Annotated in this window: 7 protein-coding genes and 1 pseudogene; 6 read left to right on the plus strand and 2 right to left on the minus strand. The window is 58.7% G+C overall.

The features are described from left to right. The first annotated feature begins 3 nt into the window (after nt 1-3). The 3 genes from PSH86_RS12710 (at nt 4) to PSH86_RS12720 (ending at nt 4370) form a co-directional block, all read left to right on the plus strand. Nucleotides 4-1191: a pyridoxal phosphate-dependent aminotransferase gene (locus tag PSH86_RS12710; protein WP_305490110.1), complete on the plus strand. Its 1188-nt coding sequence runs from the start codon at nt 4-6 to the stop codon at nt 1189-1191. A gap of 203 nt (nt 1192-1394) precedes the next feature. Beyond that, on the plus strand, nt 1395-2216 hold the full coding sequence (locus PSH86_RS12715; protein WP_163854130.1) for a hypothetical protein: 822 nt from the start codon (nt 1395-1397) through the stop codon (nt 2214-2216). A gap of 126 nt (nt 2217-2342) precedes the next feature. Then, a complete protein-coding gene (locus tag PSH86_RS12720) occupies nt 2343-4370 on the plus strand; it encodes a hypothetical protein (RefSeq protein ID WP_176688103.1) in 2028 nt (675 codons plus the stop codon). 115 nt (nt 4371-4485) lie between these two features. Here PSH86_RS12720 and PSH86_RS12725 read toward each other — a convergent pair whose 3' ends face one another. Next, the gene (locus PSH86_RS12725) at nt 4486-4650 is read right to left on the minus strand and encodes a hypothetical protein (RefSeq protein WP_163854124.1); all 165 of its coding nucleotides are present in this window, start codon (nt 4648-4650) and stop codon (nt 4486-4488) included. Between the two features lie 74 nt (nt 4651-4724). Between PSH86_RS12725 and PSH86_RS12730 the strand changes: the two genes are divergently transcribed. After that, nucleotides 4725-6959: an autotransporter outer membrane beta-barrel domain-containing protein gene (locus tag PSH86_RS12730; protein WP_305490114.1), complete on the plus strand. Its 2235-nt coding sequence runs from the start codon at nt 4725-4727 to the stop codon at nt 6957-6959. A gap of 90 nt (nt 6960-7049) precedes the next feature. Here the strand turns inward: PSH86_RS12730 and PSH86_RS12735 are convergent, their stop codons facing one another. Further along, nucleotides 7050-7505: a hypothetical protein gene (locus tag PSH86_RS12735; protein WP_163854120.1), complete on the minus strand. Its 456-nt coding sequence runs from the start codon at nt 7503-7505 to the stop codon at nt 7050-7052. A gap of 220 nt (nt 7506-7725) precedes the next feature. Here PSH86_RS12735 and PSH86_RS12740 point away from each other — a divergent pair. Next, a pseudogene (locus PSH86_RS12740) lies at nt 7726-7952 on the plus strand (DNA-binding response regulator); the annotation flags it as partial. A gap of 169 nt (nt 7953-8121) precedes the next feature. Then, nucleotides 8122-14349, plus strand: coding sequence for a hypothetical protein (locus PSH86_RS12745; RefSeq protein WP_305490116.1), 6228 nt, complete (start codon nt 8122-8124; stop codon nt 14347-14349). The last annotated feature ends 250 nt before the right edge of the window (nt 14350-14599 follow it).

Raw genomic sequence — 14599 nt, forward strand, 5'->3', positions numbered from 1 at the left:
TACATGCGCTTTTCAGCTTTGACCCAACGCATCACCGGCGATGGCGCCGCCGCCTGGCAGATTCACGACCGGGCGCTGGCCCTGCGCGAACAGGGCGAGGATGTGCTGTTGCTGTCAGTGGGCGATCCAGACTTTGACACGCCGCGTGCCATTGTCGACGCCGCCGTGGCCAGCCTGCGGGCCGGGGAGACCCACTACTCGGACATCCGCGGCCTGCACACCTTGCGGGCCAGCATCGCCCGGCGTCATCGCCTGCGCTGCGGCCAGCCGGTGGGAGCCGAACAGGTCATCGTGCTGCCAGGGGCGCAGTGCGCGGTGTATGCGGTCGCGCAATGCCTGCTCAACCCTGGCGACGAAGTCATCGTCGCCGAGCCGATGTATGTCACCTATGAAGCGGTGTTCGGTGCCTGCGGGGCGAAAGTGGTGCCGGTGGCGGTTCGCCCGGAGAACGGTTTTCGGGTCGAGCCTGCGGACGTTGCCCGTCTTGTGACCCCGCGTACCCGGGCGATGCTGCTCAACAGCCCGAACAACCCGTCCGGTGCCAGCCTGCCAATGTCCACCTGGCAAGCATTGGCGCGGCTGTGCATTGACCATGACCTGTGGCTGATCAGTGACGAGGTCTACAGCGACCTGGTCTACGAGGGCGAACACATCAGCCCGGCCAGCCTGCCGGGCATGGCCGAGCGCACCGCGACAATCAATAGCCTGTCCAAGTCCCACGCCATGACCGGTTGGCGCATCGGCTGGGTCGTGGGCCCCGAATCCCTCACTGACCATCTGGCGAACCTGTCGTTGTGCATGCTGTTCGGCCTGCCGGACTTCGTCCAGCGGGCAGCCCAGGTGGCCTTGGAACAGGATTTTCCGGAAGTGGCGCAGATGCACGAGGAGTATCGCCAGCGCCGGGACCTGGTCTGCGCCATGCTCGATGACTGCCCGGGCCTCAAGCCGGTGCGGCCCGATGGCGGCATGTTCGTGATGGTCGACGTGCGCCAGACCGGCCTGGGTGCCCAGGCTTTTGCCGAGCGGCTGCTGGACGACTACGGCGTGTCGGTGCTGGCCGGCGAGGCGTTCGGGCCGAGTGCGGCGGGGCATATTCGGATTGGGTTGGTGGTTGATCAACTGAAACTGACGGATGCGTGCCAGCGGATCGCCTTGTTTGCCGCACAGGTACTGCGTAGCCGAAATTCCTGACAACGGTTCAGCGTCCACATTGTTGCAGATAGAGGCTGATGACACTCGGCCTCAGCTCTTTTCTTTGTTTCATTCCAATCCAGAAAACCGATAAACGGTCAACCGACCTGTCAATCCTGACAGTAGGCAAGGTCGACGGACAAGTATTAACTCTGAATCAACGCGATAGGTGGTCTCCACATCCAATTCAGTAGGGGGAGGTTATGTCGACATCCGGTGACGGTAATAACGGCACGAACATTCCACGTCCTGCTGACCCACCGCTGGTAGATGATGTGCCCCCCAGTGGACAGGTTCCGGCCTCGATTTTGTTGAACGGCGGGCAAACTCGCATTCCGCGCTGGCCTATCTATGCCGACCAGATCGGCGAAACGGATCAGTTGCGTGTCTATTGGCGCCGAGACGGTGTGACCACCACCGTTTACGATGAGCCTCACGATGGACCGATCACGCAAACGGAGTTCCTGATTCCGTTACCCGTCCCATTATGGGCCGGAGATGGAGTGGCCTATCTCTATTACGAGGTTGAACCCATAACGCCGCCTGGAAATGCGTTTGAATCGCGTGAAAGAGAGCTGTTTATCGATCACAGTGTTATTCCACTACCTGTATTGAAGTTACCCCGATTTCCGAATGCCAATGCGGCAGGTTATCTGCTTTGCGATACGGTCCCTCCCATTTGGGAAGGGGTACATATCAAGATCCCCTACCAAGGCTTCGAAAAAGATGATTCATGCGTGCTGACTTGGCGTGCCTACACCAGTTTGAACGCCTCGGAAGGGTATATCGACGGCACGGAAGGGGTATTCACGTATCAACTCACCCAGGCGGATGCCGAAAATCCAGAGGGGTTCGAGATGCCGCCCATTCCCTATGAACCTCATGTTAAACCTCTATTTTATGGTTCAGGAGGGGTGACTTACAAGATAAGTAGGGGCGGCGTGTTCATTGGTGAATCAAGGTTAGGCACGGTGAAGGTCGATCGGTTTGTTTCCGGGGCGACGGAACCGTGCGGTCCTTTGTGAGGTTTAACAACGCTGGTAATTAACTATTGGCCGGTGGTCTGGTAGTTGCTATCAGGGTGTTTGTGTACGGCGACGCAGTGAGCACGGATGAACGTGCGGTCTGGATATTATTGTGGAGAGCGTGAAATGAATGCAAAACAGCAAATAGCCAATATCGACCGGGAACGGGTACGCCGCGAGCGTGCAGCGGCAGAGCCTTTAGCGGGAAATCCTCCTGAGTTTCCAGGTGTTATTGTCAGCGACGCCGACAGGCGCGTGTATATCGAGTACCTTCGGCCAGGTGCAAAATTACCGGTTACACTGCGGCGATGGCCAAACGAAGATGACACTGATGAGGTCTGGGTTTATATCGCCCGAGAACCGGCCGTTCCAACGGATGATCCAGTTTGGGAAGAAGTGGACACTTTTCCTGCTGGTCCTATCGCTGACCGCCCTTCGGTATTTGTGGCGGGTATTCCGACGGAAAAGTTGACTGACTATAATCCCGCCGGAACGCCTTCTGTTTGGTTGGTTAAATACGAAGCGATGCCTCCTCTGGGGAATGAGTGGGAATCAGATCCGGAAACGATTGTAATCGATAGACGAGCCCACTACCAACCGAACCCTGGCGGACCCAAGAACCAGCCACCGTTGACCACCGCCACTCCGACCTATCCCCCGGACAATATCATCGACAACGCTTACCTCAGCAGTCTACCCAACGGTACCTGGGAATTGGTCGTTGGTACCCAGGGGTTGGCATCAGGTGATAAATGTTATTTTTATATCAGCCGAAATTATACGGAGCTTAATACCGATGAGCCCATTAATCCTCCACCCTATACGTTGCCTTTAACGGGTAAGTTTGAGGTCGATTCGGGGACTTTGCGCGGTCTTCCTGCGGGAGCGGTTTATGTTTATTATCGGCTCGTAGATGCCGTCGGGAATGAAAGTAGGTTGTCGGTTCCTAAAGGCCTGAAGATTATGTTTTCGCCGTCGCCAGTACTTGAGGCGCCCCGTGTTCCCTTGGCAAGCTCCGGCACTGATCGTCTTATCGATTTGAAAGACTGCGCGGTGCCCGGCGGCGTTACAGTGGAGGTGGACAGGGTTGACAATGTGGAAGATACGGATGAAATTCAAATTAATTGGAATAACACTGTTGTCGATACAAAGGCTTTCGGTACGGCTACCAAGTTGGTTTTTCCAGTGTCGTTTGACATTATTTCTGATGACTATTACAAGGATGGGGACGATACCCAAGAGGATGTTCCGGTTACTGTGAAGGCCACTTTGCTGCAAGGGGCAACGCCACTGAGCGAATCATTCGTGGATATTTTTTCAAATATCTACGTCCCTGGACCGACTCCGGTTGATCCAGGGCCCAATGATGGACTCAACGAGCCCAATGTTACAAGTACGGACGTGGACAACGTTATTGAGATTGAAGATTATGGCGTCGATCAGATAATCACTATCGTTTTGTGGACCGATCCCGATAAACCCGTAAAAGACGGACAGCAAATTATTGCTGCGTACGAGGGCGTAAGACTTCCTGATGTCGCGTTTTTGAATGCGGGTGACACCTCTGTAACGATTGAATTGCCTTGGACGGTCATTAATGGCGCCGGGCTGGGCGATAAAAGCCTTCAGTATTTCCTGTCGGATATTGGCGGAACCAATGAAAATCCGTCACCTATCCAAACGGTTACCAATAACGCGCTTGTTGTTAACATGGACCCTCCGGATATAACCACGCGATATCCGAACCTGGTGCGTTGTGGGGACCTGCAGCGGAACACATTTAACGCGGTGTTCACGATTCCTGGAAATACTGAGCACCTTCTAGTGGGCCGGGAAGTTACCCTGCATGCGCAAGGATATAGGGATGCCGCTCACACCGAGGAAGCCCCGGATACCGATTTCAGCTCTCCTACGCCTCACACGATTGTCGACGGTGAGCCGGAGAGTGGGTTCACCATGACCGTTTCACCTTATGATCCCGTTATCCGCAATATTCCTGAACCGCCTCCTGATCCGGTGGAACCTGGGGACTACATTGGCTACTGGAAGGTCTGGTACACGGTGAAGATCAATGCAACGGATCATCCCTCGGCGGAGTATGACGCGACGGTCAGACTAGTGAATGCAAATGGTGAATATTGCGAAGATGCTTGAGGTGAAATCTGGCTTGATGTTTCCCTTCACGGCAGCGTTCTGTTGGGGGGCCGTGAAGGGGCTGGATTTGTCCTGCTTGCATATCAGAATTATCTGAGTCGTTTTCAGAATATTCCTACATTTGATTTTTGGCTTCATCAGTAGTCTTGCGCGTCTTCTCGATGTTGATCAAGGCGATCAGCAAGCCGGCCAATTTCAAATTGCATTTCTGGGGTACTTCATATGCGCGCAGCACAATTTTCTCTACTGAAAGGTCATGGCCATCATTGGCGATATCCATCAGCCCTGGCGCTTGCGTTCTTCATCCCTTACACAGAGGGGCGGGACCTGATCCCCGGCGAAACGGAAACCATCGTGCCTTCGCCGATAGTAGAAAGTTGGCGCATAACACCCGGTGCGACGCTTAACGTCAACGGCGCCGACACGCTGGGCATCACTGCCCAGCGCGGCACGTTGAACGTCAACACCGGGACGACCCAGCAGATTGCCGCAACCGCGGGCTCGACCGTGAACCTGACCGACGCAACAGTGACCGGGGCAAGCGGGTTCGTCACCGTCTCATTGGTCAACAGTAACGCCAACATCAGCGGCAGCACGATATCGGGACTCGATTATGGGCTTCAGGCGGTGCGTAATACTTCCACGACGACCGGTTCCAGCGCCACATTGTCGGGCAGCACCGTTCGTGGCGATTTGGGGGGCGCGTTCGTTACTTCCTACAGCACCCTGGACTTGAATAACAGCACCCTTGAAGGCACCGGCAGTTCCAGCTTTGGTTTACAGCTCGCCGGAGGGCAAGCGACCCTCAGTAACGAATCCCAAATCATTGGCGGCCTCAATGGCGTGACGTTTGGTCTGGATCGGACCGACGAGCAGATCAGCAAACTGATCCTGAACAACTCCAGCGTAGAGGGTAAAAGCGGTTCGGCTATCGTCGCCAATGTGGGGGCCAACCCGTTGGGCTCGCTGGAGATTGAGGTCTCGGACGGCTCGACGCTGATCGGCGGTAATGGCACGATCCTGGAAGTGACAAACGGCACGAACGTCAATTTCAACGTCAATAACAGCGTGCTGCAGGGCAACGTGGTGGTCGAGGCCGGCAGCAACGTGAACACCTCACTCAACAACCGGGCCTCGCTGACCGGGGATGTACAAAACGTTGGCCAACTCAAACTCGATAACCAGAGTACGTTTACCGGCACCATCAAGGGCGATGCCGGGCACACCACCAACGTGGTGCTCGACAATCATTCACACTTCACCGGCGGCATCGAAGGTACCACTGACCTGGACATCAACGGGCAGTCCACCTGGACCCTGACCGGCAGCAATAGCGTGAATAATCTGTCGCTCAATGGCGGCACGGTGGATTTCGCGCCGGGGGCAACGTTCTACACCCTCAACGTCCGGGAGCTCTCCGGCAGCGGTTTTTTCAACATGCACACCGATTTCAATACCGGTGAAACGGATTTCCTCAACGCAGAAACAGCGTCGGGCGATCACGTCGTGTCGGTGAGCGCCACCGGTGAAAGAGCCCGGGCCAATGGCTTGATCCAGATTGCGGACCTGGCCGAGGGCAATGCACAGCTGGCGCTGAACAACGGTTCTGTGGACGTCGGGGCCTTGACCTACAAGTTGGTTCAGGAAGGTACCGGCTGGTATCTGCGCCCCGACGAAGGGCCCAGCACCAGTGCCCGTTCGGTGCTGGCGATCGCCAACACGGCCCCCACCATTATCTATGCCGAAAGCACCCTGTTGAACTCGCGCATGGGCGACCGCCGATTGACGGGAGCCAAGCCTGGGCTCTGGACCCGGGCCTACAATAATCGGTACAGCGTCCAGAATGCCTACGCGGGCGGCTATAGCCAGACGCAGCAGGGCCTGGTCATCGGGGCCGACGCAGCGCTGGGTGACAGCGACTGGCTGGTTGGCGGCATGGTTGGTTACAGCCGCACGCAGTTGGACCTCAAGTACGGCAGTTCGGGCTCGGTGGACAGCTATTCTATCGGCGGCTATTTGACGAAGTTCGATCCTCAAACGGGTTTCTATGTCGATGCGGTGACCAAGATCAACCGCTTCGACAACCGCCTGGACGTGAGCATGAGCGATGGCGTGAAAACCAAGGGGTCTTATGACGCCTACGGTGTGAGCGGCTCGCTGGAAGTGGGCTTTCAAGACCAATTGGGGGGTGGTTTTTTCTGGGGGCCTTTTGCTCAGGTCGCCGCGGCAGTGGTGTCTGGTGAACATTACAGACTGGACAATGGCCTGGAGGTCGATAGCGAACTGACCCGGTCGTTGGTGGTCAAGGGCGGCGCTTATATCGGCAGCGAGATCGACCTGGGTAACGGCCACAAGCTCCAGCCGCGGGTGCGTGTCGCCATCGGCCAGGAACTCATCAAGCGCAACGAAGTTGGGGTCAACGACAGTTCGTTCAACAACGATAGTTCTGCCACCAGTTTGGAATTGGCGGGGGGCATCAATTGGGCGCTGCCTCACGGGCTTCAGGTTTTCGCCGAGGCTGGCTCAGCCCAGAGCAAGACAGTCAAGCAGGATTACAATGTCAGCGCGGGCCTCAGTTTCAACTTCTGATGGGCTGTCGATAAACATTTGATCATTCAATAAAAAAGCTCCGGATTGAAAAATCCGGAGCTTTTTTTGGGGTGCTTGCTGGGCTCAACTTTAGCGAACCCCCGAGTCCGCAACCAAACTGAAACTCATCGTCAGGTCATGGAATTTTGCATCCTCCAAGCCATTCTCGACGTGGGCGTCTATCGTTCCGCTGATGGAAAGGGTTTGCGGGTCAAACGTCAGCGCCGTTGCGGTATCGAGTGTCGAATATTCCGCAGGCGGATCCTCCGCTGTATCCGCATAAAAAACCTTCACACCCGAGGTCGTTCGTGGGGTGTTATCGACAGGATCTTCCAGGAAAACGACCCTGATACTCTTGATGTGGAAGCTGGTTGGGTCGCGAAGCGTCGCGGTGATGGTCAGGTAATCACCATGGGTGGGGTAGCTCACGCGGGAAAAGGTTGCTCTGAACGATGCGGGGGGATTTTGATCGATGGAGGCTTCGAACTCATTGGCGAGGATGGATTTTCGTGCTGTATCGACTGACAGTTTTCGTGCTGCGCTCATTGTCATGATCTCCATTTGGATATCGCAAGGCTGTACCGACAGTGCAGAGAGTTATCTGACCATGGGTCGTGCCATCTGAGCGCGATTCCTGTGCGCTGTAAACTGTCAGATATTACAGTTTACAGCGACGCTCACTTATGGAGCGCAGGATGATCGGCTGTATCGAGCGTGCTCGCGATAGCGGCCCCACCAGCGCCACAGCACTTTTCTGGAAGCACCCATGCCCAACATTCTCCTGGTCGAAGACGACACCGCGCGCTCCGAACTGATCGCCAGTTACCGGAACGCAGCGGCTAATAGGTCAGTGTGCCCAGCCGTAGCGATCATGCACGTGAGCGGACGCGGGTCGATCCGCTGATCCTGATGCTCACCGCCTGGGACGACAGCCACGACCAGGTCCTGGGCCTGGAGATGGGTGCCGACGACTACGTCACCAAGCCTTGCGAGCGGGCGTAGCCATCCTGAACTCAGACCACGGATGTCCCTACCGTTCGTCGAAACTCCCCGCCGACCTGTTAGTTCCGACAGTAGCCGATCCGGCTGATGTGGTGCCAAATCCAACCTATCGCGTTGCGATCTGAAAGCCACCGTATCGTGCTGGATAAAGGAACTGGCCATGACCTCTTTTCGCCTTTATTTACCGCCTCCCAAGTCTTCCACCGACGGTCAATTGTCAAACTGGGCGCTCATCATCGCGGGCATGGCCAGCCCCATCGTGGACGGTGACGGCGGTATCGGCCTGGGCGTGGTCGAGGACCACGAAGAGGGGGCTTTTTGCATCATCGATCCGTGGAGCGCGCCCATGCAGGCGGGCGATATCGTCGATGTCTATCTGGATGCGAACGTCGTCTGGCATCACGAACTGCTGGTTGGCCAGGAAAACGAGCGTCTGTTCTTCTTCGTGGGCAGGGAATGGTTTGTGCCCGGCTGGATCGAACGCTGCTATTACGTGGTGCTGCGCAAGGGTGAGACGATCCCTGATGATCCGTCCTCGACGTTGCGCTTGCTGGTCAAGCTGGACCGACCCGGTGGCCGCGACAAGAACCCGCACCTGCCAGGGCACTCGGAACTCAAGATTGTGCAGTTGCCGGCCGAGGTGATCGCTCAAGGTGTCGATGCCCAATGGGCCGCCAGAGGCGTGCCCATGGCGATCGAGCCTTACCCCAACATTGCCGTGCGCGACGTTATCCAGGTGAAATGGGGCAGTGTCTTCCTCGACGCCCTGGAACTGACCCAAGAGCAGGTCGAGGGCACACAGCCCATCGAAGTCATCGCCGACCAGGCCAAGATCCTGGCCGGCGGCGACAGCAATGCGCTGCTGGTGCAGTACGAAGTGCATGACGAGGTGTGGAATTACTCGGAAAAATGGTCGATGACCACCACCGTGAAAGTCGATGCCGGGGCCTGGCGCCTGGTCGCGCCGATCATCGAGGACGCGGTCGACGGCGTCATCGATCTCAAGGCGTTGAACCAGCAGGATGTCACCGTGCAGATCCTTCTCGCGACGCAAGAGTTCGAGGTCGGTGATACGGTGACCATGACCTGGATCGGCACGCCACAAGTCGGCAAGCCGCTGATCCATACCCAGGCACACGAGATCACCAATATACCCAGCATCCTGCCCTTGAAGGTGCCTTACGCAGAGGTCCGCGCCATTGCTATGGGCTCGGCCGAGGCTTCATATGTGCTGACCAAGAAGAACGGTGATCCACCCCTTTCGTCCAAGCGCGCGTTCGCCAGTGTGGTGGGCGATGTTTATGCGCATCCCGCTCCGGTCCTTCGCGAGCAGGTGGGCGATAGCCTCGATCCGGACACCCAGATGGCCAACGTGCTCATCTCGTACCCGGGTATCGCCAATGGGGATTTCATCGAGCTGATCTGGGAAGGCACGCGAGCTGACGGCACACCGTATGCGTATCCGCAAACCCACACCGTCAGCCGGAATGAAGCCGACGACAAGTCGGTCACGCTGTACGTCGGTGCCGAACACATCAGCGTGCTTGCCAACGGCCGCCTTGACCTGTGGTACCAGGTCTCCAATGATCAGGCGGCGATTTATGGGGTGAGCGAGTCCGAACATCTATTGGTCAAGGTCCAGGCGCCTGGGGCGACGCTACCGCCCCCCAAGGTTCCGGAAGCCCCGGACGGGGTCCTCGATCCGTCAAAGATCTTCGATAAGGTCAAGGTATTGGTCGACTATCGGGGCACGGTCAAGGGCGACATCCTGACCTACTACTGGACCGGTGCCAACCCGCTCGCCAGCACCAGCAGTTGGATACCGATCACGGCAGTGTCTGCTGGCGAGCCTGTGACATTTCGCGTGGATGCCGATTTCGTGACGGGTAATATCGGCCAGACCGTCAAGGTCCGCTACACCCTCAAACACGCCAGCGGAGCGTACAGCTATTCGGAAACGCTGGACCTGTTGATCGGTTTCCTGGTCGGCGAGTTACCCCCACCCAAGGTGATCCAGGCACCCGACACGCTCCTTGATCCCATGAACGCGCTCGCGGGTGTCGATATCGAGATCGGCTATGAAAGCATGGATCCGGCGCTGGATACGGTCATCTTGAAGTGGCTGGGCACCCCCGGTCCCGGTTCTTCCGAGGATCAGGAACAACCGGGGGATCAAAGCGGCAAGGTACGGTTTCATCTGGACGCGTCGTTCGTCGGGCCCAATATCGGCCGAGTGGTCAGCGTGGGTTATGAGGTCCAGCGCTACGGTTTTTTCACGCCTTCTGAAAGCCTGCCCCTGACCATCAGCGCCTTTGCCGACCCGGAAACCCAATTGCCGCATCCGCGGGTTACCCAGGCGAATGCGGATCGCCAGGAGCTGAACCTGGCGACCTTCAGCGGCAACGCTGAGGCCACGGTGGGCAAATGGTCGTTCAGTGCCGCCGGGCAAAAGGTCTGGTTGCGTCTGGAAGGGCAGACCGATAACGCCACGTCCTACGATATTGTGCTGTTGGCGGGCGCGACCATTTCCGCAGGGCAGGCCAGCAATGGGCTGCGCGAGTCGGTACTGCGCAACGAACTGGAGAAGCTCGGCCACAATACGCCGCTGAAGGTCGTTTGCCGGGTGAGCTTTTCCGGTGAGGCGGATGAGGCCGCTGCCATCGAATGCCCCATCACGCAATATACCTTCAAGGTCAGGCATGACTGGGTCGTGCCCGATATCCAGAGGGTCTACGACACCTGGGGCGATATCAGCGAGGGTGACTATACCGTCGATACCCGCGTGACCCTGAGTGGTGTCGCCACGCCGGAGTCGACGCTGGAATTCTTCGATGACTCCGCCGGGGTGGGGACGGCTTCCGTGGCATTGGAGAGCGACTGGACGTTTCCCCTGAGTGGATTGCAGGCCAAGGATTATCGCCTGACGGCCCAGGCCCGGGACGGCAGCGGCAATGTCTCGAACCGTCGGACCTTCACGGCCGTACGCCTGGTGCCGCCCACCCTCGACTCGGTGACCGACTCCCGAGGCGAGCTCGCCAATGGCGATACCACCGTCGACACCCGCGTCACCGTGGCCGGCAAGGCCAGCGCCATGCAACGGGTGGAAATCTTCGACGACGCCACTGCTTCACTGGGCGACGCGACCGCCAACGCCGCTGGCGACTGGACCCGGGACCTCAGTGCATTGAGTGTCACCCGCCACAGCCTGACCGCCAAGGCCCTCTACGGCGCCGGTGTCGTTTCCGGTGCCCGGACGTTCACCGTCACCGCCCTTATGGCACCCTCGATTAACTCCGTACAGGACTCCAAGGGCGAGCTCAACAATGGCGACACCACCGTCGACACCCGCGTCACCTTGACCGGCAAGGCCAGTATCGAGCAGGAAGTGGAAATCTTCGACAACCTCACGGCGTCCCAGGGCCGCAAGAAAACCGACAGCAACGGCAACTGGGACCTGGTCATCAGCGGCTTGAGCGTGACCGGCCACAGCCTGACGGCCAAGGCGCTTTATGGCACCGGCCAAGCGTCTGCGGCGCGGACTTTTACCGTTACCGCGCTGACCGTTCCCTCGATCACCTTGGTGCGCGATTCCAGGGGCGAGCTCAACGATGGTGACACCACCGTCGACACCCGCGTCACCCTGACCGGCAAGGCCAGCATCGAGCAGGAAGTGGAAATCTTCGACAACCTCACGGTGTCCCATGGCCGTAAAAAAACCGACAGCAGCGGTAACTGGACCCTGGACATCAGCGGGTTAAGCGTGACCGGCCACAGCCTGACGGCCAAGGCCCTCTATGGCAGCGGTCAAACGTCTACCGCGCGGACCTTTACCGTCACCGCCCTGGCCGTTCCGTCAATTACCTCAGTGCGGGACTCCAAAGGCGAGCTCGACAATGGCGACACCACCGTCGATACCCGAGTCACCCTGACCGGCAAGGCCAGCATCGAGCAGGAAGTGGAAATCTTCGACAACCTCACGGTGTCCCATGGCCGCAAAAAAACCGACAACAACGGCAACTGGGACCTGGTCATCAGTGGGTTGAGCGAGACCGACCACAGCCTGACGGTCAAGGCGCTTTATGGCAGTGGCGCAACGTCCACCGCGCGGACCTTTACCGTCACCGCCCTGGACAGACCGACTATCGCGTCGGTGCGGGACTCCAAGGGCGAAGTCAGGAACGGCGGTACCACGTTGGACACCCGTGTGACCTTGGCCGGCAAGGCCAGTGTCCGACAAGAGGTGGAGATTTTCGACAACCTCACGGTTTCCCATGGCCGTAAAAGGGCTGACGATAACGGCGACTGGGATATGGTCGTCAGCGGGTTGAGCATGACCAACCATAGTTTCACCGCCAAGGCGATCTATGGCGATGGCGCCAGTTCCGAGGCGCGGACCTTCAAAGTCACCGCCGTCCTCACCCCGACGCTCACCGACATCACCGACAGCCGAGGTTCGGTGGTCGGCAAGGCCACCGTCGAGACCCGCGTCACCGTCACCGGCACGGGGAGCAGTGGTCAACGTATCCAGCTACGGGACGCAGAGGCCAATATTGGCAGCCCGATCGACATCCCGGACAGTGCCACCACCTGGACGGCTGATCTCACGGGGCTGACGGTCAAGGGCTACACCATCAAGGCCAAGGCGCTCTATGACAATGGCCAGGAATCGGGGCCGCTGGCCTTTTCCGTGACGGCCAGCGTGACCCCGACACTCACCGATATCACCGACAGCCAGGGCTCGGTGGTCGGCAAGACCACCATCGAGACCCGCGTCACCGTCACCGGCACGGGGAGCAGTGGTCAGGGAATCCAGCTACGGGATGCCAATGCCAATATCGGCAGCCCGATCGATATTCCGGCCAATGCCACCACTTGGACCGCCAACCTCACGGGGCTGACTCCCAAGGGCTACAGCATCAAGGCCAAGGCGCTTTATGGCAGCGGCCAGGAGTCGGGGCCGCTGGCCTTTTCCGTGACGGCCAGTGTCACCCCGACAATCACCGATATCACCGACAGCCGGGGCTCGGTAGTCGGCAAGACCACCATCGAGACCCGCGTCACGGTTAGCGGCACAGGCAGCAGCGGCCAGAGTATCCAGCTACGGGATGGAAACGCCAATATCGGCAGCCCGATCGACATTCCGGCCAACACCACCACCTGGACAGCCATTCTTACAGGGCTAAGTGTCAAGGGTTACGACATCAAGGCCAAGGCGCTCTATGGCAGCGGCCAGGAGTCAGCGGCGAAGGCCTTCTTCGTGACCGCCAACATCAGCCCCACGCTTACCGACATCCGTGACAGCAAAGGCAGCGTGGTCGGCGGCATCACCGTGGAAACCAGCGTCAGGGTCACCGGCACCGGCAGTTCCGGGCAAAGGATCCAGCTACGGGATGGAAATGCCAACATCGGCAACCCGATCGACATTTCCGCCGTCGGGACGAACTGGGAGGCCACCCTCACGGGGCTGTCGGCCAAGGCGTATGGGCTCAAGGCCAAGGCACTTTATGGCAACGGACAGGAATCGGCGGAGAAGGGCTTTACCGTCACCGCCGTCAGGTCGCCCACCATCACTTTTATCAGGAACGCCGCCAACGTCGATATTCCCCCTAACGGCTCCACCACCGATACCCAGGTCACCGTGGTGGGCAACGCGAGCAGTCTTCAGCACGTAAAGATCCTGGACAATGGTGGCGACAAGGGGGATGCCCAGGCAAACGCTGCGGGCGATTGGAGCAAGGTGTTGGCAGGCTTGGCGGTGGGCGCTCACCCCATGACAGTCCGGGCCTTGTATGGCAGCGGAGTGCCGGATTCAGCGGTGAGAACCTTCCACGTGGCGCAGGCGTTGCCGCCGCTGGTGTTCAACACTTCGCCGGTTACGCTGAGCGGCAGGATTTATATCATCTACGGGTCGCATGTCCTGCCGACTTTTGGCGCGGGCACCTCGGTGCTCCATCAAGCCAGCGGTGGCCGGCCCGGCTACAGCTACAGGTCCAGCAATGCGGCCGTCGCCGTGGTCGATGGCAATGGCTGGGTGACAGTTCGGTCGAGGGGGCAAACCACCATTACCGCGCGCGATGCCGCAGGCCAGGAAAAAAGCTACAGCGTCTCGGTCACCGGGGTCATTCTGTGCGAGGGAGTAGGGGGAGGAACATGGCCCCAGATCAACAGCAATACCGCCGCGCGCGGCGCACGGATGCCGTCCATGGGTGAGCTTCGCGAAATCTACAATACCTATGGCAATCGCTGGCCGCTGGGTAACGGCTATTACTGGTGCAAAGACGTAGCCGCCACGTGGCCGGTGACCCGGTACTACATGAAGAATCTGGTCAACGGCACGGAAGCCCATGTCCAATACTATGGAAATGCCTTCGGTGTCGGCTTGAAATAGTTCGTCCCGGACTCACTCGGCGAAAGGCCCGTGGCACTCACCTGTGGCGAGGGAGCTTGCTCCCGCTCGGCTGCGCAGCAGTCGTAAAACCGGCTGAGGCGGTCTGCCTGAAAGACCGCAATGTCTGGTTTGGGGCCGCTGCGCAGCCCAGCGGGAGCAAGCTCCCTCGCCACGGGTGGCGGTGTTCGGCCAACCCCGACCATTCGTCTGCAACCCGCTCAAACCTGTCAGCTCTGACAGTAGTCAGCGA

It is taken from the genome of Pseudomonas sp. FP2300, from assembly GCF_030687595.1.
Taxonomy (GTDB): Bacteria; Pseudomonadota; Gammaproteobacteria; order Pseudomonadales; family Pseudomonadaceae; genus Aquipseudomonas; species Aquipseudomonas bijieensis.

Coding starts and splice junctions, on each gene's coding strand:
- PSH86_RS12710 (WP_305490110.1), top strand. CDS start 4: ATGCGCTTTTCAGCTTTGACCCAACGCATCACCGGCGATGGCGCCGCC.
- PSH86_RS12715 (WP_163854130.1), top strand. CDS start 1,395: ATGTCGACATCCGGTGACGGTAATAACGGCACGAACATTCCACGTCCT.
- PSH86_RS12720 (WP_176688103.1), top strand. CDS start 2,343: ATGAATGCAAAACAGCAAATAGCCAATATCGACCGGGAACGGGTACGC.
- PSH86_RS12725 (WP_163854124.1), bottom strand. CDS start 4,650: ATGGATATCGCCAATGATGGCCATGACCTTTCAGTAGAGAAAATTGTG.
- PSH86_RS12735 (WP_163854120.1), bottom strand. CDS start 7,505: ATGAGCGCAGCACGAAAACTGTCAGTCGATACAGCACGAAAATCCATC.
- PSH86_RS12745 (WP_305490116.1), top strand. CDS start 8,122: ATGACCTCTTTTCGCCTTTATTTACCGCCTCCCAAGTCTTCCACCGAC.